This window comes from Catonella morbi ATCC 51271 (assembly GCF_000160035.2).
Classification (GTDB): domain Bacteria; phylum Bacillota; class Clostridia; order Lachnospirales; family Lachnospiraceae; genus Catonella; species Catonella morbi.
The window spans coordinates 536,062-555,501 of record NZ_KI535366.1; the positions used below are offsets into that span (position 1 = coordinate 536,062).

The following is a 19,440-nucleotide window of genomic DNA, read 5'->3' on the forward strand; positions in this document are numbered from 1 at the left end:
GATTACTTGTATTTTAATAAACTACACAATTATATGCACAAAAATTCTAATATCATAAAAAATTCTGTACTTAATTTACAAAATACATTAAAATCACAGCGAGAATAGACTAACCTATTATAGTTACTTATTGGTTACATCTTATGCATTTTCTTACTTATTGATAAAATTAATGCAACAAGTTCTGTTCTATTTAAAAAGTGAGGACTTGCACACACTTTGCACACGGGCTGTACTGTAGGGCAAACTTCCCTGCCGAAAGCTGCGCATCTCTCGAAGAAATTTCCTATTAAATAAAAAAATACCGTAACAAGATTAAAATCTAACCTAAGTTACGATATTTTGCAGATGTTTGGTAATATACACCCATAGTCACAGACCTAAAGCTGTTTATCCAAATATACTACGCAAAATAAGATGTCTGTGACCTATGACATGAATAATTGGTGGTTAAATATAAGAAATTTTCTGTGCCTTCCTGCTTTCAACATCCTTCCTTGCCAGATAAAGTGCATCCGAAGCCGCAAAATCATCAAAGATGCTCCAAGTATAGCCGGTATCCTTATTAGGAGTTTTCTCCTCCGGCTTAGACAAGTTAATAACTTCTACCTTAGCTTCTTTCTTATTTGTTGCCACACTATTAACCGGCTTAGCCTTTTTAGGCTTATTAGCTTCTTTCCTAGTCTTCATTCTGTCAAAGGATTCATTAAATTCGTTTAATACATCCATGGCGGCGTCTCTGTTTGCCATCTGTTCATTCACCATATTACTTGTCTGATAAGTACTGCTTTCCCTAAAAGCCTTCTCTGAGCTGCTTCTTCTTGGTTGATTTACCTGATAAGCATTGTTAGGCTGAGGAACTATATTACGGGCACCTTTGGCTCCCAATCCTATACTATTTTTCTTATTTTTCTCTACCTGATTAGCGATAAATATTATCACAATAACAATTATAATTATAATCTGCATACTGTTTTCCATTCCTTTCTATTTTAATAAGCAAGTTTGTTAAGCCAAATTCCCTTCTTTACCATAGTAAAGCCTATCAGACATTTTAAAAGGCTTACCAGTTGGACAAAGAGAAATACCGTTACTATGTTCAATGCCGTAAAATGAACCAGGATATAAGCAACCGGCACAGATACCAGGCACATAAACACGCTGTCAAATAAAAATGTAATAAATGTCTTGCCGCCGGAGCGTATAGTGAAATAGCAGCAGGTTTCAAAAGCATATATAGGCATACAGGCTGCCGCTACCCTTATAAATGATGTTGCAAGAGCTTTTATCTCATCAGTAGTATTGTATATCATTGGGAAGAAAGGTGCAAGTAACATAAGTATTAAAGCTGTGGCAAAACAGATAATTTCCGTAAAAAAGATTAATTTTACAGAATATTCTTTTGCTTCTTTCATCTTACCGGCACCGAGCCTTCTGCCTAAAATTATGGAAATTGCACTTCCCATCGCTATTATTCCCACATTAAAAAGATTAGAAATAATTTGGGATATGTTCAAAGCTCCTACCACGGCAAGACCTCTTACAGAATAATTTTGAAGCAGGGCTGCTACTCCCATTGACCACAGCGTTTCATTAAGTATTAGAGGCGTGCCCTTTGCAATCATATCTTTAGCCAGTGGAAGGGGTATTTTAAAATTCTTAAATGCACCTTTTATAAACGGCTGGCTCCTGCTATGAGTATGTGTCCATATAACTACAACCGCCATTTCCACATATCTTGCTATAATTGTAGCTATGGCAGCACCCGCTACTCCGAGTGCCGGGGCTCCGAGCTTTCCGTAAATAAGCACATAGTTTAGTGAAAGGTTGACAAGAACCGACACAATACCTGCTTTCATAGGAACTATGGTTTCCTCTGAACATCTGAGCGTATCCCCGTAAGCCTGCGCTATAGCAAAAGGCGGCAGTCCGATAAGCATATAGGAGAGATATATTTCAGCCTGTCTAAAAGTCTCCTCTATATCAGCTACGTCTCCGGTTTCTCCATTTAAATATAATTTGATGAGTTCATCCCCAAAACACAGAAAAACAGCTATGCTTGCTGTCGCAATAATAGCAATAACTATAAGTTTGTAACGAAAAGTATGGCGTATTCCCTCTGTATTTCTTGCTCCATGAAACTGAGCGGTAAATATACCTGCTCCCGCCACTCCGCCAAATATACAAAGGTTAAATACCATAATCAGCTGGTTTACTATGGCAACACCGCTCATTTCATTGGTACCGACTCTGCCCACCATTATATTGTCTATCATGTTGACAAAGTTTGTTATACCGTTTTGTACCATGATAGGTACGGCTATAGCCAGTATCATTGCATAAAAACTGCGTTTGCCTATAAATTTTCTTTTAAGATTACCGAATTTCATTGTTCTCCTTAGCCTGTCCCATAAATTCTTCCATTGTCGCAGAAGTTTCGCTGCTGATTCCGTCCCTTTTTATGACTTTTAGTGCTGTCTTACATATTATTTTAAAATCAAGCAAAAAGCTTACATTATCTACATATTCCACATCATAATTAAATTTTTCTTCCCAGCTTATCGCATTTCTGCCATTTACCTGAGCAAGCCCTGTAAGCCCCGGACGTACTTCATGTCTCCTTGCCTGAGTTTCATTATATCTTGTCAGATACTTCACAAGCAACGGTCTCGGTCCGACTATCGCCATATCCCCTTTAAGTATATTAATTAACTCAGGAAGTTCATCAAGAGAGGTATTTCTGATAAATTTCCCATAAGAAGTAAGCCTGACTTCGTCCGGAAGTAATTTACCGTTTTCATCCTTTTTGTTATTCATGCTCTTAAATTTTACAAGCTTAAACACCTTACCATCCTTACCCGGTCTTTCCTGAGTGAAAAACGGGTTTCCACCCATTTTAACCGCACCGGCTATAGTAAGTATGAGAAGTATGGGAGACAACAGTAGTATGGCTGTCAGGGATAATAAAAAATCCAACAGTCGCTTTATGAAATTCCTGTACATGCTGCTTACCTCCCGTTTATTTTAGTATTTTTTATTGAATTCAGACTATTTACATCTGTATGCAATAATGAGTACCGTACCCTTACCCTTATATTTCTTAATCTCATACCTGTCAGGGAAGGCCTCTATAAGCTTAGGTAGCTTCAAATATCCAAAAGTACGCACATCAAAGTCAGGGCGTACACGTTTGATAAACTGCCCTGCTGAACTTACATTTACAAAACCTTCATCATCCTGATACTTGTCCGAAGCAATCTTTAAAAGATTATGTATTTTTTCTATATCATAGTCTTCTTCAGGTTCATCTTCTTCGTATTCATCATCACCTGCCTTAGGAATAGACAGCTTTAATTCATTAGCCCTGCCAAGGTTCTCAAGGAAAATAAATTCATCACAACTGTTTCTAAAAGCCTCGGGAGTCTTTTTCTCTCCCACCCCTATTACATATACACCGGATTCGTGTAAATTGATTGCAAGAGGGGTATAATCGCTGTCACTGGCAACTATTACAAAGCAGTCATATATCCCCTTATGTAACAGATTCATTGTGTCAATTACAAGTGCCATATCTGTAGCATTTTTACCGTTAACATAATCAAACTGCTGTTCCGCTTTTATAGCAAGCCTCTTAAGCTCTTTTTCCCAATTTTTAAGTACGTCTTTACGCCAGTTACCATAGGCTCTTTTAACCACTATTCTTCCATGTGTGGAAATCTCTCCGATAACATCCTCAAGCTTACCTATCTGGGTATTATCAGCATCAATCAGCATAACTATTCTTTTCAAGTTTTCCATATTCAACCCCCTTCTATAATTCTTTCAGTATGCCTTCAAAATACAGATTTTCATAATCTCCTGCCACACTTAGCATTACGGCCCTGGTGGTAAGCTCCATAGCTTCCTTGACAGAAGTCTTAAAATCTCTCCCTTTCAAAAGTCCGTCTAATAAAAGAGCAGCATATACATCACCTGTACCGCTATAGTTCCGGCTTATTTTTTGGGTTTCACATGTATATATGTCTCCGCTATCATCTATCGCCATGACCGTAAGCTTATTATCTACAGTTTCAATCCCCGTAATTATAACATTTTTTCGGTATTTTCCATATAAAATAATAAGCAGTTCCATAATTTCAGTTCTTACATAAGGCGCTTTATGATATGGTTTTTCAGCTAACATAAAGGCTTCTGTAATATTGGGAGTAAGATAGTCACAATGTTTTATCAGCTCTTTCATAGCATCCGGATAGTCCTCGGGAAGCTTACTGTAAAGTCTTCCGTTTTCTGCCATAGCCGGGTCTAAGATGACAAGCTTTTGTTCAGTCTTCTCCAAAAAATCAGCCATAATTTCAAGCTGTTTCTTTCCGAAAGCATAGCCTATAAGTACAGCATCATAGCTAAGTTCCATGGATTCCCAGGATTTCAATATCCCTTTCATTCCTCCCGAAAAATCGAGAAAGGCTATGTCTTTACTTATACCTGTATGTGCCGAGAAAATGGCGGTCGGCAGAAATGATACTTCAAAACCCGCCACCGAAAGAATCGGAAATGCTACAGTTGTAGAACACTTTCCGTAGCAGGAAATATCTTCTGCCAGCAAAACTCTTTTCTGTCTCATATCATCCCCCAAGAGATTATTAAAAATCTTCAAAATCAGTTTTAGTCTATCACAAAAGTGTTAGATTTACAATTGAAAAGCCTTATTACATCTGATGTCTGACCACCTTATACTCATCTCCCGACCTATAATAAGGACAATCTCTGAATTTACCTGACATCACTCTGTAAAAATCGTCCTCATCCATGTCCTGTACACAGATATATGCTTCTTCATCTTCATCGTAAACATAGTTATTACAATCCTCACAGGCAAAACCTGATGACATAGTTACCTCCGAATTTTAAAAAGTGGTGCAAGTTAAAACCTGCACCACCATAACAACAAATTTACATCAACTTATTTTTCGATCTTTTTCCTTACAAAGGAATACCACAGAGTACCTGTTATGCAGATTGAAGAATATGCACCGCAGATAAGTCCCACTATAATAGGAAGCGAGAACTCTCTTACCGAACTAACACCCATAATGAAGAGAACAGCTACCATTATAAGAGTTGTAACTGTAGTGTTGATACTTCTTGAAAATGTCTGGGTAATTGATTTATCAACTATCTCAGCTACGGTTTCACCACGTTTTTTCTCAGCCATATTCTCTCTGATACGGTCAAAGATAATGATGGTTGCATTAATTGAATAACCTACTATGGTAAGCATACATGCAATGAAGGTATTACCTACATTCATTCTGATAAGTGCATACAGAGTAGCTACCACAAGCACATCGTGGATAAGTGCCAGAACCGCACTTGTACCGAAAGCAACATTTCTGAATCTGATTATGATGTAAATAAGCATACAGATTGTAGCAGCAATAACTGACATAAGTGCAGAACGCTTCATTTCACCGCTAACAGCACCCGAAATATTTTCATTGGTTATATTGTCCTTAGATACCTTATACTTCTCTACGAAGCTTTCACGAAGCTTGGTTCTTTCTTCTTCATTAAGTGATTTTGTCTTGATTACAACCGCATCTTCGCCAACTATCTGAGTTACATCCGCATTAGATGACGGAATTATTCCATTAACAAAATTTCTGATTTCATCATTACCCGGAACCTTTCCACCTTCAAACACTACTTCTGTAGAAGTACCGCCTGAGAACTCAAGAGCATAATCAAAGGCACCTTTTCCACCAGCTGCATTAAATATCATAGTCGCAATACCTACACCTATAACTATAAGTGAAAGTATATAAGCCTTTGGTGCAAACTTAAGGAACGGCTTATTCTCTTTATCAACCTTGGTTCCATAATACTTCTCTGTATCAAATCCCAAATCATAGAATGAGAAAAGTAAGAACTTGGTTATGAAAAGCGCTGTAAACATTGAAATAATAATACCGAGGGCAAGTGTATAAGCAAAGCCCTTGATAGTACCTGTACCAAAGATACCGAGCACAATAGCTGCAATAATAGTGGTTATATTACCGTCTATAATAGCTGAAAGTGCCTTCTTGAAACCATTTCCGATAGCAGAGCGTACAGATTTGCCAAGACCGATTTCTTCCTTAATACGGGTAAATATAATTACATTTGCATCTACCGCCATACCGATAGAAAGCACGATACCCGCAATACCCGGAAGGGTAAGTGTAATCTGTAAAAGCTGTAAAAGTACAAGCTCAATAACTACATATGCAATAAGAGCCAAGCTTGAAGCAAGTCCCGGTATCTTATACACAAATATCATAAATAAAAATACAATGGCGAAACCGATAAGACCGGCCAAAAGTGAAGTTTCAAGTGCTGTATCTCCGAGCTTTGCTCCCACTACACTTGAACGAACTTCTTTAAGTTCTAGAGGAAGAGCTCCAACCCTGATTATAGAAGCAAGTCTTTCAGCTTCTTCCATGGAACTTTGTCCCGAAATCTGAGCTTTACCTTCTGTAATTACAGTCTGCACAGTCGGAGCAGAAATTACATTTCCGTCATACACTATAGCTATCTGTTTTCCAAGATTTTCCTTAGTAGCCTTAGCAAACTTATTTGCACCCTTAGCATTCAGTTCAAGCTCAACTATGTACTCAATTCCGACTCCGGATTCCTGTTTTCTGGACTGAGCCTTTGCTGTAGCAATATCTGCACCATCCACAGATACTTTCTTTTCCTGAACCAGCTCTTCGATAGACTTATTCAGCTTATACTTTCCATCTACAAAGCTTATATTTCCTTCTACAGGAATAAACTGAAGTGAACCTGTTGAACCAAGCTGCTTGAGAACCGCATCAGCATCCTTAACATCAGGAATATCTACAACTACTCTGTTTAAGCCTTCCTGATATACTTCTGACTCTGTACTGAAAATCTCTGCACGAAGTCTCATCTTTTCAATGGTATCCGCCATTTCCGTTGCTGTCGGTTTAGCCTTTACGGTTTCATAAGTAATACTTACACCGCCTGCAAGGTCAAGTCCCCTCTTAATGCCTCTAGCACTGCCTGCCTTATTGCCAAATGCTCCCAAAGCAACGGCTGCTAAAAGTGCTATAACTATGACATAACTAAGTATCTTAGCTACGCCGCGTTTCTTGCTATTCATTGCAAAATCCACCTTTCTTTAGTTCTTTATTTTCAGGAGAATTCCTCCTCGAAATCTTAGTTTTTACTGTCACTGATTCGGACAGACCGCTTCATTAACTGCTTCTTCGTATGTTTCTTCCGCAACCTTAATCATAATTGCACATTCAATACGCTTTCTCTGAAGTTCACAGCCTATTTCATATACATCATCTATATTTCCGCTAAACTTAAATGAATTGGCCGCACATCCACCGCTGCAGTAGTATCTTGCAAAACAGTCTCTGCATTTTGGCTTTTCATATACATTCTGATGCTTGAAGCCTTCCTGTAATTCAGTCTGCGTAATTCCGTCATACACATTTCCTATAACAAAGCCTTCCTCACCTACAAACTGGTGGCAAGGATAAATATCTCCCCAAGGTGTAACAGCCACATATTCCGTACCGGAACCACAGCCGGAAAGACGCTTAGCCACACAAGGTCCTCCTGAGAGGTCTATCATAAAGTGGAAGAAGGTAAATCCCTTTCCCTCTCTTCTACGCTTAATATACTCTTTAGCAAGTATATCGTACTGTTCCTTAAGTACAGGAATATCCTCTTCTTTTATCGCATAAGGTTCAGAAGGAAGAGAAACCACAGGCTCAAGTGATATTTCAGTAAATCCTTCATCAGCAAGATGCAGTACATCTGCCGCAAAGTCAAGATTTTTGCTTGTGTAAGTACCTCTTACATAATATTCCTTTTTGTCACGCTTAGCCGCAAAGTCTTTGAGCTTTGGAATAATTATATCGTAGCTGCTCTTATTTCCGCCTCTGGTAGGGCGCATATAATCATGTACGCACTTACGACCATCTATACTAAGCACAACATTTGTCATTTCTTTGTTACAGAAATCAATAATTTCATCATTTAAGAGCATTCCGTTTGTAGTAAGCGTAAAACGGAAGTTTTTGTCATGGATTTTCTCAAGTTCTCTTCCGTAAGCAACCAGCATTTTAACCGTATTCCAGTTCATAAGAGGCTCACCGCCGAAAAAGTCCACTTCAAGATTTTTTCTGTGACCTGAGTTTTTTATCAGAAAATCAAAGGCTGCCTTACCAACCTCATAACTCATCATACCTCTGTCGCCCTGATATTCGCCCTCTCCCGCAAAGCAATAACGACAAGCCAGGTTACAATCATGGGCAATATTAAGGCAAAGAGCCTTGACTACTGTGTTTCTATGTTTAAAATCTTTGACATATTTTTCGTAAATATCCTCTGTAAATAGTTGTCCGTCCTCCTGTAACTCTTTGATTTCCGAAATTATATCATTAAAATCCTCTTCCGTTACCGATACATCTTTATATTTTCTGAGTACTGTATCTTTAATTTCAGCAAGTACAGCTTCTTCGCTTTCTTTTCCCTCAATAACTTTCTCATTATATAAGGCTATACAATCATATGCGGCCTCGTCCACTACATGTACTGAACCGCTGTTCACGTCAAGTACTATGCTATATCCGTTACTTTGAAACTGATGAATCAAATTTTTAGTCCCTTTCTACACAATATAAGCAGCGACTTTAGCCGCTGCTTAAACTCTGACTCTTTAGTAAAGGCAGGAATTAGTCTTACCTAGCCTCACAGCTTTGGTTTCCTACTGTACAAGAAGTCTTACAAGCTGACTGACATGATGTCTTGCACTCTCCGCAGCCACCCTTTTTCATTGACTCCTTGAGGTTTCTTGTAGTTAAGCTTTTAATGTGCTTCATATCCTGTTCTCCTTACCTTTGTTATTTCTTTCTTGCATAAGATTTAATTATTATACCACATACTTGATTATATTTAAAGACTGTAAAATTATTTTTCTATTTCTATTTCTTCTATTTTTTTACACGTAGCTACTATTTATTATATATCAATCATGTTTTTATTGACTATTTTTATATAACGTTATATAATGTATTTGTAATACAATTCAAACATTATATTATTAAAAGGAGGTCCTATTTTATGGAACCAAAAAAAATTATTGAAACAATTAAATCCGAACGTCCTAATATTACCTCCGTTATCTTTATAGGATGCGGTGCATCACAGGCAGAACTTTATCCTGCTAAGTATTTCTTAGATGGAAACGCAAAAAAACTTAGAACTATTCTATCCACAGCCAATGAATTTGTATATGCCACTCCTGCCTGTGTTGGTGAAGATTGCATTGTAATTACCTGTTCACTTGGCGGTAATACTCCTGAAACAGTAGAAGCCTCCAAAAAAGCCATGAATCTTGGTGCTAAAGTAATCGCCATCACACATACTCCCGGTTCTCCGCTGGAAAAAAATGCACACTATGCAATAATCCATGGATTTGAGAAAAACTACGCGGCTAAGCTGGAAAAAATGACTTTCTGCCTGGAACTGGCGGTAGAAATTCTTAATCAATATGAAGGTTATGCACATTATGACGATATGCAGACTGGCTTTGGCAAAATCTTTGATTTAATAGAAAATGCAGTTTCTTTTGTAACTCCTTCAGCAAGAAAATTTGCCGAAGATTACAAGGATGCCCCTGTTATTTATGTAATGAGTTCTGGTGCTACCCATATGGTTGCTTATGCTTTCTCTATTTGTCTTCTGATGGAGATGCAGTGGATTAATTCAGGTTCTTTCCATGATGGTGAATTCTTCCACGGTCCGTTTGAAATTGTAGAAAAAGATGTACCTTTTATTTTACTTATGAATGATGGCAATACCAGAGCGTTGGATTCCAGGGCTCTTGACTTCTTAAACCGTTTTCAGGCCAAAACTACTTTAATTGATGCAAAGGATTATGGATTAGGTTCCGCCATACCTGCTACAGTTAAAGATTATTTCAATCCAATGCTGATTACAGCAGTGTTACGTGTATATGCAGAGCAATTGGCAATATGCAGAAATCACCCATTAAGCCAAAGAAGATATATGTGGAAACTGGAATACTAATTATTTCTTTGGAAACAAACAGGCTTCCGGCTACTAATTACATTGCCGGAAGCCCGTTTTATGGAGGTAAGGCTCATGTCTAAACTATCAGAAAAAAACATTCTTTTGTCTATGATTGGTGCAATTACCGGAGTATTCCTATTTGCCCTTTCATTTTGTGTGTTTCTGCGCCCTCTGAATCTGTATAGTGGCGGTTTTACGGGGATTGCCCAAATCATCCATCTCATCTTTCAAGACCTTTTGGGAGGCCCGCTACCCGGAGCAATTGATTGGACAGGAATCATATTCTGGATTATTAACATTCCCCTGTTCTTCTTGTCATATGTGATTATCAGTCATAGCTTCTTCTATAAGACAATAATATGTGTATGCCTGCAGTCCTTATTTATTGCTTTTATTCCATCACCGGAAGTTCCTATCTTTTCAGAGCCACTCGCTTCGGTTCTTGTGGGCGGGGTTCTCTCAGGATTTGGTGTTGGCCTGACTTTAACTTGCGGCAGCTCCGGCGGAGGTCTGGATATCGTAGGAATATGCTGTGCTAAGAAATTTCCAAAATTCAGTGTAGGGCAGGTATGTATTTTAGTTAATCTCCTTATTTATCTGTTTTGCGCTGTCCGCTATGATCTGAGTATAGCTGCATATTCTGTTCTTTTTGCCATTGCAGCCGGAATATCTACCGATAAAATTCATTATCAAAACATTAAGACCTGTGTCACAATTATTTCCAGACATTCAGGTATTCAGAACCTGATACTCAATAACCTTCACCGCGGAGTAACGATTTGGAATGCTTCAGGCGGTTATACCGGGCACTCTTCTTATGTTTACATGACTGTAATTTCAAAAAATGAAACAGAAGCATTAAAACAGCTGGTTCTGACAGCTGATCCTAATGCCTTTATTGCAATCCAAAGCAACATAGATGTTATAGGTAATTTTGAAAAAAGGTTTTAATGAAGAAGACTCGATATATTTAGCAGCTTTCACAGATTAGTAACTTGAGTCTTTCTGCACACAGGTAAACGGGCTGCATATCTATCCTTTAACTGCACCTGCAGTAAGACCTCTTACGAACTGTTTCTGCATACACAGATATAATATTATCATCGGCAGAGATGCAATAGTTATACCTGCTAACATTACTACATAATCCGATCTCATATCCCCTTTAAATGTCATCAGACCGATAGGAATAGTCATAATACTCTTGCTCTCCAAGAATACATTGGCAAACAGAAATTCATTCCATACAAAATTCAGATTTACAATTGCACAGGATGCAAAAATAGGCTTGCTTATAGGAACTATAATCTTTCTGAATATCTGAAGACTGTTATATCCGTCAATAACTGCAGCTTCCTCCAATTCTTTCGGTATCCCCAGAAAATACGCCCGCATCAAAAATGTAGTAAATGGTATTCTGAATGCAATATACGGCAAGATAACCGCCCAATACGTATTATATAAATGTACTGCCTGAAGTATCTTATATAAAGGAACCAGTGCCACCTGCTCTGAGAGAGCCATTCCCCCCAATATAATTAAAAATATCAGATTCCCAAATCTGCTACTAAACCTGGTTATTCCATAAGCTAATAAAGAACTCAGAAATAAAATAGAAATAAGTGAAACAGAGCTTATGATAACTGAATTTCCGAAATACTTATAGAGTCCTTTATCCCATGCCGATATAAAGTTACCAAACTGTAATTTTACAGGCAATGCCAAAGAATCAGTGAAAAGCTCCACATTTGTCTTCAGTGAATTCATAATAAGCCAGACAGCCGGTAGTATAATCACTAATGACAAGAATATGAAGAGTACATTCAAAGATACTGTTTCTACTGTTCGTTTCTTCATATGCCACTCCCTTTCTTATACTTTACCCGACCGGGTTATCTTCATTTGAATCAACGATAATGCCATTGTTATTATAAATATAAATACACCCGTTACAGCTGCCATTCCCAAGTCATCGTGCAAGAATGCATTCTGGTAAAGGAATACTCCCAATACCTGTGTACTGTTTCCCGGAGTTCCGCCTGTAGTGGAGTATACTTCAGTGAATAGTTTAAATGCACCGATTACGGTAATAATAGAACATACCAAAAGCTGTTCTTTTACCAAAGGCAAAACTATGTGAAATGCACGTTTTACAGCATTTGCACCATCTATAGATGCCGCTTCAATATAATGATTCGGTACATTTTGAATAGCTACTACCATGAGGAGTGTAATATAACCGGTAAACTGCCACTGGCTCATCGCTATGATACAGTATATCGCAGTTTTGGAATCTCCCAACCAAGAGCGAGCCAAATCTCCCTGACCTATAGCCCTCAGAAATGAATTCAACATACCCAAATCAGGCTGGTAGATAAATGTAAACAAAATACCTACTGCTGTCAGCGAGATTAATGCGGGTATATAATATATATTCCTATATACATTACGGAACCGCCCTGCTACTTTACTCTCCAAAAGAAATGCAATTACTGTTCCAAGTCCCACCTGAACAATAAGTGATATAATGCAGTAAAGTCCGTTATTTTTCAGCATAATGGGCAGAGTGTCCTTGGTAAAGAAACGAATATAATTACTGATACCTACAAATTTCGCTGATGACGAATAGGATGATAAGCTGAAAAAACTGTATACAACATTTGTTATAACCGGTATGTATACAAATATAAGTACCATAATAAGACCGGGAATCATATACAGATACGGAGTAGATTTCTTTGCTCTCATGGTCTTTACCCGCTTTCTTATATTGCAGGGGGTGCTGTACACCCCCTATAGATTATTCCTACTTTGCCTTTCCGGATACAAGACTCTGCGCTTCCTTGGCAACTTTCTGTATTCTTGCCATTGCTTCCGCAGGTGTTATATCTCCGTTTGTAAGATCTGAAGCAGCTGTAAGATATTCATCACAGGTTGTTGAATAAAGTGCACTATCAAACCAAGGCCCCATGATTTTGGCTTCAGTTATAACCTTATATCCATCCAATAGCTTCTTATCATTTACACCATCTGTTACATTCTTGGATGCATTGAACCAGCCTATAGTCTGTGCCTGTGCCTTACCCACTTCAGGTCCCAAGAACCATTTCAAGAATGCTATGCATTCATCCGGATACTTTGTCTTGGATGAAACCACAAATCCTTCCGGAACACCGGTCAGGATATCCGGATTGCCCGGTCCTTCCACTACAGGAAATTTAAACATACCATAGTCCAAACCGGCATTCAGATCAGTAATATAAGGAATTTCAATGATTTCCGCATAATACATAGCCGCCTTACCCATTGCAAAATTGGTTCTGGCCATATCTGCTGCTGTTCCGTTAACTGCATCGTTACAATAAGGAAGTAGCTGTTGATATAACTTTAACGCTTCTTCATAACCCGGATCTGTAAACTCTCCCTGTGAAGGATCAAAGTCTTTTTCTCTTACCTCATCACTTACCAGCATTTGATTCAAACTGCCTATATAGTGTGCCGATGGCCATTTATCCTGATTACCGTAAGATATAGGTGTAACTCCGGCTGCTTTTAACTTATCGCAAACTTCAATAAACTCATTCCATTTAGTCGGTACTTTCAAACCATTTTCCTCAAATATTTTGGTATTATAGAAGAAAAGCTTGCAGTCAAGTCTGAACGGAATACCGTATGTAACTCCGTCTTTTGTGTAATTTACCAACTGAGACTCTATAAGGGAATCCTTCCATTCTTTGTCTTTCTCCAAATACGGAGTAAGATTCATAATCAAATCTTCTCTTAAAAAGCGTTCGGAAAACTCTCCGCACCAACTGAAGAAAATATCCGGAGCATCTTTGCCGCCTACAACTACTTTAATTTTTTCTTTATACGCATCATTCTGGGCACTTTCAACTACGATATCTATATCGGGATGTGCCTCCTCATACTCGGTAATTTTGCTTTCTATAAAGCCATTGAACGGTTCATCCGGAAATCTGTGGAAAAATTTTATAACTTTTTTATCACCTGTTGTTTGGCTTGCCTGCGCAGAGCCTGATTTTGTCTCCTGTTTCGAAGTATTCGACGCATCTTTATTACTGCCATCATTACTTGCAGCACTACAAGCTGAAAGTGATATTGCCATAATTCCTGCCAGCAGAGCAGCTATTGATCTCTTTGTAAATTTTTTCATAGTAATCTCCTTTCTCCTTTTATAACACTCTTTTTTAATTAAAACACTTTTCCAAAGCCAAATGATCCATCTTTTTGGCAGTTTCCCGCAGAATATACAGCCGCACGATATAAACCTGATTTGACAGCCAGTTCCTGATAACCTGTCACTGTCGTGATTCCTTTTGTTCCTGATGCCAAAGGAAAGTCTCTGGCATCTTTCATAGCATCCACATAGTTTATCAGGAAACAGGTAATAAAAGAATCCCCCGCTCCCATTGTATCCACAGCCTCTACCAGACAAGGTGACTGTTCGTAAAAATGTCCATCCACCATTACCAGTGCTCCCGCTGCTCCTCTGGTAGCAATAACAATGTGTTTGCATCCGAATTCCTTAATTCGAATCATCTGCCTCCTGATTTCATTTTCCTCCATGTCACCGCAGGAAATACTTGCACAGTCAATATAGGGTGAACATTGTTTTAAATACTCTTCATCTGCCCTATCCGAAAAATCCATTGACACAAAAGGAGACACAGCACGGATTAAAGGAAGCTCATTTTCAACATAACTGAAAATACTTGTATGGACAATGTCAAATTTTGATATATAATCCTTGTCCAGTTCGGTTAACTGCAGTGAGTGTTCCTTTGATACACCCCCTTTGTTGGAACCTATGAAAACACGATCTCCATTGTCTAAACGTACTTCGGCATACCCGTTTTCTCCACGATAAAACCTGCAGTGGGAAAGATCAACTCCAATATTCCGGACAGTATCGCAGACGTGAGCGGCCGCCTCGTCATCTCCGAATATGCCCAGATAACCGGCTTCAATTCCGAACATTTTTGCATAAACTGCAAAATTTAATGCGTTACCGCCCGGATACATGGTTCGAATGTGCATATACTTATCCACCACATTATCGCCCAAACCCAGTACTCTTAACATATTTCTACTCCTTTGACTATGTGTTTTAATTATTATGCAATCATTATATAACGTTATGTTCATTTTGTAAATATTAAAGAGCCTATATTTATTTTTTTGTACAATATAAACATTTATTTTATCATTATTTTATTATATTTTCACAAAGAAACAATTCCAGTAACCCACAGATGCAAATGATAACTGAAGTATATCAATAAAATACATAAGAATCAGATATTCACCAAATAAAAATGCAGAGTTGCCTCATTCAACTCCACATTTTTCGCTAATTATTCAACCCCTTAATTATTTAAGCTTTATGCATTAACTCTAATTGTCATCTTATAGCGTTCCGGATTAATCACACATTTAGAATTATGCACAGGATTGCCCTGTCGGTCAAAGCTTATATCCTTTACATAAAGCATAGGCTTATCAAGTGCAACCCCCAGATGCTTGGCTTCGATTTCATTGGCACTGCATATTCCGATCCTTTTAATACCATTATTCATAATTGTTCCATTTTCTGCTAAAATTTGATATAGAGAACCGGTAAGATCATGGCTGAATAGATATGCAAAACGAACAGCAAAATGATTTTCTTCAAGCATAACCGGTATACCATCGCAGGTTCGTACCCGTACAATTCTAATAATCTTCTCATGTTCCTGAATCTTCAGTTCTTCTATGTCAACTATGCTGGCTGTAGCCAGTTCTGCTGATATTAATTCTGCCCCTGCTACCTTCCCCACCGCTAGACAGCTCTGAGTAAATCCCATGAATCCATCTATATTACGGAAAAGCTTTTTTTGCGAAACAAAGGTTCCTATACCTTGGCGTTTTATAAGAATTTCTTCATCTACCAGCAATTCCACAGCTTTGCGCACTGTTATCCTGCTGACATCATACTGCTTGCTAAGTTCTATTTCAGTGGGTATTCTGTCGTTTTCTTTTAATTCTCCCTTTAGTATCTGATTCTGAATCGCCTCCATCAGCTGCTGATACAAAGGAACGCATGATTCCTTGTTTAGTTTTGACATGGCTCCTTCCTCCATTAGTTATATTTTATGTCTGTATCATATAATAAATAATTGGGATTATATAATATACAAAACCATATATAATTTAAGTATATCATCCGGAGCCTTTTCAAGCAACCACTTCAAATATCATAATTTATCCGAAATTATTCATTAAATGTCTATGAAATTTCAGATGACTTACTTTAATAAAATTATCTGTTTTAACAGCTTTGGGCTAATTTCTGTTCTTTTAATAATCCATTCTTCTATAATACCTTCTAATCTCCAAAGGATGACGCCTGTTATGTTCCAAATGAACCGATACCCTCTGAAAAGCAGAGCGCATAATAATTGGGCAAAGTATTCCTCTAAATTCATCACTGATTCCCTTAAGTTCAAAATCCTTACTGTCAAATACAGTTACCTTAGCACTGACTTTATGTACAAAATTCTCTACTCTGTCCATAAGCGGGCGCGTTTTATCCTCACCTTTAATCAAAATAACTGAAGTGTCCTTGTCAATAACTTCCAATGTTCCATGAAAGAAATTCGAAGCTGATATCGGTCTTGTCCTCATCCACTGCATTTCTTCCATAATACACATACCATAGCATACTGCCCAGTCTTCCAAGTTACCGGAACCAACAAGATACTGAATAGGCTCATCCTGATATGCTTCTGCATATTCTGCAGCTTTGGCATCTGCTTTCTTATAAATCTCCACTACGTTTTCAGGCATATTCTTAAGCTCTTCAAAAAATTTCTCATATTGCGGAAACTGACCTGCGTGATACATAAAACGCAGAGTAACCGTGTACCAAAAATAGTATCCGCCACCTATAGCGGTTATGAGATAATCTGATTTTTTATAAAGAGGACTTCCCTCTTTCTCCACATAACCAATAACCTTAGCACCAATTTCATGAGCTTTATCTACAGCAGCAACCACTTCCTTGGTATCTCCGGAAATACTCTCAATAACCACCACCGAATCTTTCGAAAAATGAGGATTATCCACCACACAAAAATCCGCTGCATTCTCAACAAATAGCGGAATGGTAGAACCCTCTTCCCTTACAATATGAGCCATCTGATTGGCATAAAGTACAGTTCCTCCAATTCCGATATAAAATATATTTTTGTAACCGTTTTTAACTACATCATCAACCGCTTGTTCTGTTAGTTTTACAATACCAAGCCCATTTTTGTGCTCTTGCATAATTTTTGCTTCATCAAAATTAAACATTCTAATCCTCCTTAACTTTATATATCGTTATATGTTGTTATCTATAACATATCACAACGTTATTTAAAATTCAAGATGATTTTAAAATGAAATTAATTATCACTTGCCTTATTTTTTTATATTTAATATAATTGTTCTAAAAGATAAAAAATATGATAAAGAAGGAAAAAATGAAAACCATAGACTTACATGTACATTCGATCTTTTCTGATGGCTCCGAAACCACGGAAAAGCTTGTTGAACTGGCAGCAGAGGCCAAACTGGCCGCTTTTGCACTTACCGATCACGACACTACAGACGGATATAAATCTCTTTACCAAGCTGCAAGCAGACATAATACAGGACTCCCTAAAGAAGAACAGCTGGAAGTACTTCCGGGGGTTGAAATATCAGCAGCCTATAAGCAGGGAGATATTCATATTCTTGGGCTTTTAGTAGACCCTGATGACGGCGACTTCAATGCCTTACTTAAATCGGCAGAAAAGGAAAGAATAGGCAGAAATATTAAAATGATAGACAATCTGAAATCAGCCGGACTGCCTATTTCTTATGAGGAAATAGTTGCCGCCTCCCCCGATTCCATAATAACAAGGGCTCATTTTGGAAAATACCTTGTAGAAAAAGGAATAGTTCCTGACTACACTTCTGCTTTTGAAAAATACTTAGGAGATGATACGCCTTACTACGTAGCCAGAAAGTTCACCGGTCCAAAAGACGCTATTGAAGGTATAATAAAGGCAGGCGGTGTACCTGTACTTGCCCATCCTATAATTTACAGGCTCCCCACACCTGAGCTTGAAGCTCTCGTGGATACACTTATAGGCTATGGCCTAAGAGGAATTGAAACCATATATTCAAGCCACACCAAACAGGATGAAAATTATGTGAGAGGGCTTGCAAAAAGAAAAGGACTTATAATTACAGGCGGCTCTGATTTTCATGGAAAACCAAAGCCGGCTATAAGTATAGGTACAGGCAGAGGAAATCTCAGAATCCCTTATTCAATACTTGAAAATTTAAGAGAAGAACAAAGGAAACTTGCTACGCTTCTTTAGCCTCATAAGCTAAAAGTAACTGTTTCGCAAGCATAGAAGTTGTAACAGCTCCTACTCCGCCCGGAACCGGTGTGCAGGCAGCCGCTACAGCTTCTATATCATTTATATCCACATCTCCGCAAAGCTTGCCGTTTTCATCAAAATTAATACCTACGTCAATAACTACCGCATTCTCAGCTACATACTCACTGTTTATGAGCTTTGCCTTTCCGCAGGAAGCTACAAGAATTTCAGCATTTTTACCTGCCTGCTTTACATCTGCAGTAAAACTATGGCAGACTGTAACGGTAGCATCTTCACTTACAAAAAGTAGGGCAAGAGGCCTTCCTACCACGTTGCTGCGGCCTATTATCGTTACTTTCTTTCCTCTTATTTTCACTCCCGCATATTTAAGTATCTCGATTACTCCGGCTGCAGTACAAGGGGCAAAACCGTTCTTATCTCCTGTCATTAACTTACCCAGGCTTACAGGACTGATTGCATCTATATCTTTTTTAGGATTTATTGTATTCATCAGCCTATCCTCATCAAGATGTTTCGGAATCGGTCTCAAAACAAGAATTCCATCTACGCTTTCATCATTATTTATTTCATCAAATTCTTTATAAAATTCTTCTTTTGGTACATTTTCCTCAAAATGTACTTCTTCGTGTATTACTCCAATCATATCCATGCGTTTAACAGCACCTTTTTGATATGAAAGATCATCAGGTTTTTCACCAACCCTGATTATAACAAGCTTTGGAAGTCTTCTGTTACCTTTTTTCAGACTTTCTGCTTTATTTTTAAGTTCAGCGGTGATATGCTCCGCTACCTCTTTGCCGCTAATAATTTTCATATATTTTCCTCAAAAAAGTCCTACAGCAAAACAAAAACCTCACTGTAGGACTTTATTATACATAATCATTATTTTTTAGTTAAC

19 protein-coding genes are annotated in these 19,440 nt (G+C 38.0%); 3 read left to right on the top strand and 16 right to left on the bottom strand.

Annotation, left to right across the window (positions count from 1 at the left end; translation table 11 throughout):
• Nucleotides 1-450: 450 nt before the first annotated feature.
• The 9 genes from GCWU000282_RS02435 to scfA all read right to left on the bottom strand — a co-directional run bounded on the left by GCWU000282_RS02435 (nucleotide 451) and on the right by scfA (nucleotide 8,897).
• Nucleotides 451-969, bottom strand: coding sequence for a hypothetical protein (locus GCWU000282_RS02435; protein WP_035039073.1), 519 nt, complete (start codon nucleotides 967-969; stop codon nucleotides 451-453).
• Between the two features lie 23 nt (nucleotides 970-992).
• Nucleotides 993-2,390, bottom strand: coding sequence for an MATE family efflux transporter (locus GCWU000282_RS02440; protein WP_023353401.1), 1,398 nt, complete (start codon nucleotides 2,388-2,390; stop codon nucleotides 993-995).
• A complete protein-coding gene (locus GCWU000282_RS02445; RefSeq protein ID WP_023353402.1) occupies nucleotides 2,377-3,003 on the bottom strand; it encodes a sugar transferase in 627 nt (208 codons plus the stop codon). Before GCWU000282_RS02445 ends, GCWU000282_RS02440 begins: the two co-directional genes overlap by 14 nt.
• A 45-nt stretch (nucleotides 3,004-3,048) precedes the next feature.
• Entirely contained in the window at nucleotides 3,049-3,798 is a 750-nt protein-coding gene (locus GCWU000282_RS02450) for an NYN domain-containing protein (protein ID WP_023353403.1), read from the bottom strand.
• Nucleotides 3,799-3,811: 13 nt separating this feature from the next.
• Nucleotides 3,812-4,621: a PfkB family carbohydrate kinase gene (locus GCWU000282_RS02455; protein WP_023353404.1), complete on the bottom strand. Its 810-nt coding sequence runs from the start codon at nucleotides 4,619-4,621 to the stop codon at nucleotides 3,812-3,814.
• Nucleotides 4,622-4,706: 85 nt separating this feature from the next.
• The gene (locus GCWU000282_RS02460) at nucleotides 4,707-4,889 is read right to left on the bottom strand and encodes a DUF6472 family protein (RefSeq protein ID WP_023353405.1); all 183 of its coding nucleotides are present in this window, start codon (nucleotides 4,887-4,889) and stop codon (nucleotides 4,707-4,709) included.
• Nucleotides 4,890-4,960: 71 nt separating this feature from the next.
• Entirely contained in the window at nucleotides 4,961-7,162 is a 2,202-nt protein-coding gene (locus tag GCWU000282_RS02465) for a protein translocase subunit SecDF (RefSeq protein WP_035039390.1), read from the bottom strand.
• 69 nt (nucleotides 7,163-7,231) lie between these two features.
• Entirely contained in the window at nucleotides 7,232-8,671 is a 1,440-nt protein-coding gene (gene scfB / locus GCWU000282_RS02470) for a thioether cross-link-forming SCIFF peptide maturase (protein ID WP_023353407.1), read from the bottom strand.
• 85 nt (nucleotides 8,672-8,756) lie between these two features.
• Nucleotides 8,757-8,897: a six-cysteine ranthipeptide SCIFF gene (scfA, locus tag GCWU000282_RS02475; protein ID WP_023353408.1), complete on the bottom strand. Its 141-nt coding sequence runs from the start codon at nucleotides 8,895-8,897 to the stop codon at nucleotides 8,757-8,759.
• 241 nt (nucleotides 8,898-9,138) lie between these two features.
• Between scfA and GCWU000282_RS02480 the strand changes: the two genes are divergently transcribed.
• Together GCWU000282_RS02480 and GCWU000282_RS02485 are read left to right on the top strand one after the other, a co-directional pair.
• Nucleotides 9,139-10,107, top strand: a complete 969-nt coding sequence (locus tag GCWU000282_RS02480) for an SIS domain-containing protein (RefSeq protein ID WP_023353409.1) — start codon at nucleotides 9,139-9,141, stop codon at nucleotides 10,105-10,107.
• Nucleotides 10,108-10,182: 75 nt separating this feature from the next.
• On the top strand, nucleotides 10,183-11,061 hold the full coding sequence (locus tag GCWU000282_RS02485) for a YitT family protein (RefSeq protein ID WP_035039076.1): 879 nt from the start codon (nucleotides 10,183-10,185) through the stop codon (nucleotides 11,059-11,061).
• An 81-nt stretch (nucleotides 11,062-11,142) separates the two neighbouring features.
• On the opposite strand, the gene GCWU000282_RS02490 is transcribed toward GCWU000282_RS02485, so the two are convergent.
• The 6 genes from GCWU000282_RS02490 to GCWU000282_RS02515 form a co-directional block, all read right to left on the bottom strand.
• Nucleotides 11,143-11,967, bottom strand: a complete 825-nt coding sequence (locus GCWU000282_RS02490) for a carbohydrate ABC transporter permease (protein WP_023353411.1) — start codon at nucleotides 11,965-11,967, stop codon at nucleotides 11,143-11,145.
• A 15-nt stretch (nucleotides 11,968-11,982) separates the two neighbouring features.
• Nucleotides 11,983-12,858 carry a carbohydrate ABC transporter permease gene (locus tag GCWU000282_RS02495; protein ID WP_023353412.1) on the bottom strand — a complete coding sequence of 292 codons (876 nt, stop codon included), beginning with the start codon at nucleotides 12,856-12,858 and terminating at the stop codon, nucleotides 11,983-11,985.
• A gap of 58 nt (nucleotides 12,859-12,916) precedes the next feature.
• A complete protein-coding gene (locus tag GCWU000282_RS02500) occupies nucleotides 12,917-14,284 on the bottom strand; it encodes an ABC transporter substrate-binding protein (RefSeq protein ID WP_023353413.1) in 1,368 nt (455 codons plus the stop codon).
• A gap of 38 nt (nucleotides 14,285-14,322) precedes the next feature.
• Nucleotides 14,323-15,213, bottom strand: a complete 891-nt coding sequence (locus tag GCWU000282_RS02505) for a PfkB family carbohydrate kinase (protein WP_023353414.1) — start codon at nucleotides 15,211-15,213, stop codon at nucleotides 14,323-14,325.
• A gap of 299 nt (nucleotides 15,214-15,512) precedes the next feature.
• Nucleotides 15,513-16,235 (bottom strand): GntR family transcriptional regulator, encoded by a 723-nt coding sequence (locus GCWU000282_RS02510; RefSeq protein WP_035039079.1) that lies wholly within the window; start codon nucleotides 16,233-16,235, stop codon nucleotides 15,513-15,515.
• Nucleotides 16,236-16,467: 232 nt separating this feature from the next.
• Nucleotides 16,468-17,463, bottom strand: coding sequence for an SIS domain-containing protein (locus tag GCWU000282_RS02515; RefSeq protein WP_023353416.1), 996 nt, complete (start codon nucleotides 17,461-17,463; stop codon nucleotides 16,468-16,470).
• Nucleotides 17,464-17,633: 170 nt separating this feature from the next.
• Here GCWU000282_RS02515 and GCWU000282_RS02520 point away from each other — a divergent pair, with 170 nt between their 5' ends.
• Nucleotides 17,634-18,518 carry a PHP domain-containing protein gene (locus GCWU000282_RS02520; RefSeq protein WP_035039084.1) on the top strand — a complete coding sequence of 295 codons (885 nt, stop codon included), beginning with the start codon at nucleotides 17,634-17,636 and terminating at the stop codon, nucleotides 18,516-18,518.
• Here GCWU000282_RS02520 and GCWU000282_RS02525 read toward each other — a convergent pair.
• Nucleotides 18,505-19,356, bottom strand: a complete 852-nt coding sequence (locus tag GCWU000282_RS02525) for a bifunctional 5,10-methylenetetrahydrofolate dehydrogenase/5,10-methenyltetrahydrofolate cyclohydrolase (protein WP_023353418.1) — start codon at nucleotides 19,354-19,356, stop codon at nucleotides 18,505-18,507. The two genes, GCWU000282_RS02520 and GCWU000282_RS02525, sit on opposite strands and share 14 nt — an antisense overlap.
• Between the last annotated feature and the right edge of the window lie 84 nt (nucleotides 19,357-19,440).

Bases quoted from the DNA above. Each gene is read 5' to 3' on its own strand.
- GCWU000282_RS02500 (WP_023353413.1), bottom strand. From the start codon at position 14,284: ATGAAAAAATTTACAAAGAGATCAATAGCTGCTCTGCTGGCAGGAATT.
- GCWU000282_RS02450 (WP_023353403.1), bottom strand. From the start codon at position 3,798: ATGGAAAACTTGAAAAGAATAGTTATGCTGATTGATGCTGATAATACC.
- GCWU000282_RS02435 (WP_035039073.1), bottom strand. From the start codon at position 969: ATGCAGATTATAATTATAATTGTTATTGTGATAATATTTATCGCTAAT.
- GCWU000282_RS02465 (WP_035039390.1), bottom strand. From the start codon at position 7,162: ATGAATAGCAAGAAACGCGGCGTAGCTAAGATACTTAGTTATGTCATA.
- scfA (WP_023353408.1), bottom strand. From the start codon at position 8,897: ATGAAGCACATTAAAAGCTTAACTACAAGAAACCTCAAGGAGTCAATG.
- GCWU000282_RS02495 (WP_023353412.1), bottom strand. From the start codon at position 12,858: ATGAGAGCAAAGAAATCTACTCCGTATCTGTATATGATTCCCGGTCTT.
- GCWU000282_RS02460 (WP_023353405.1), bottom strand. From the start codon at position 4,889: ATGTCATCAGGTTTTGCCTGTGAGGATTGTAATAACTATGTTTACGAT.
- GCWU000282_RS02480 (WP_023353409.1), top strand. From the start codon at position 9,139: ATGGAACCAAAAAAAATTATTGAAACAATTAAATCCGAACGTCCTAAT.
- GCWU000282_RS02505 (WP_023353414.1), bottom strand. From the start codon at position 15,213: ATGTTAAGAGTACTGGGTTTGGGCGATAATGTGGTGGATAAGTATATG.
- GCWU000282_RS02525 (WP_023353418.1), bottom strand. From the start codon at position 19,356: ATGAAAATTATTAGCGGCAAAGAGGTAGCGGAGCATATCACCGCTGAA.
- GCWU000282_RS02510 (WP_035039079.1), bottom strand. From the start codon at position 16,235: ATGTCAAAACTAAACAAGGAATCATGCGTTCCTTTGTATCAGCAGCTG.
- GCWU000282_RS02455 (WP_023353404.1), bottom strand. From the start codon at position 4,621: ATGAGACAGAAAAGAGTTTTGCTGGCAGAAGATATTTCCTGCTACGGA.
- GCWU000282_RS02445 (WP_023353402.1), bottom strand. From the start codon at position 3,003: ATGTACAGGAATTTCATAAAGCGACTGTTGGATTTTTTATTATCCCTG.
- GCWU000282_RS02490 (WP_023353411.1), bottom strand. From the start codon at position 11,967: ATGAAGAAACGAACAGTAGAAACAGTATCTTTGAATGTACTCTTCATA.
- GCWU000282_RS02515 (WP_023353416.1), bottom strand. From the start codon at position 17,463: ATGTTTAATTTTGATGAAGCAAAAATTATGCAAGAGCACAAAAATGGG.
- GCWU000282_RS02485 (WP_035039076.1), top strand. From the start codon at position 10,183: ATGTCTAAACTATCAGAAAAAAACATTCTTTTGTCTATGATTGGTGCA.
- GCWU000282_RS02440 (WP_023353401.1), bottom strand. From the start codon at position 2,390: ATGAAATTCGGTAATCTTAAAAGAAAATTTATAGGCAAACGCAGTTTT.
- GCWU000282_RS02520 (WP_035039084.1), top strand. From the start codon at position 17,634: ATGAAAACCATAGACTTACATGTACATTCGATCTTTTCTGATGGCTCC.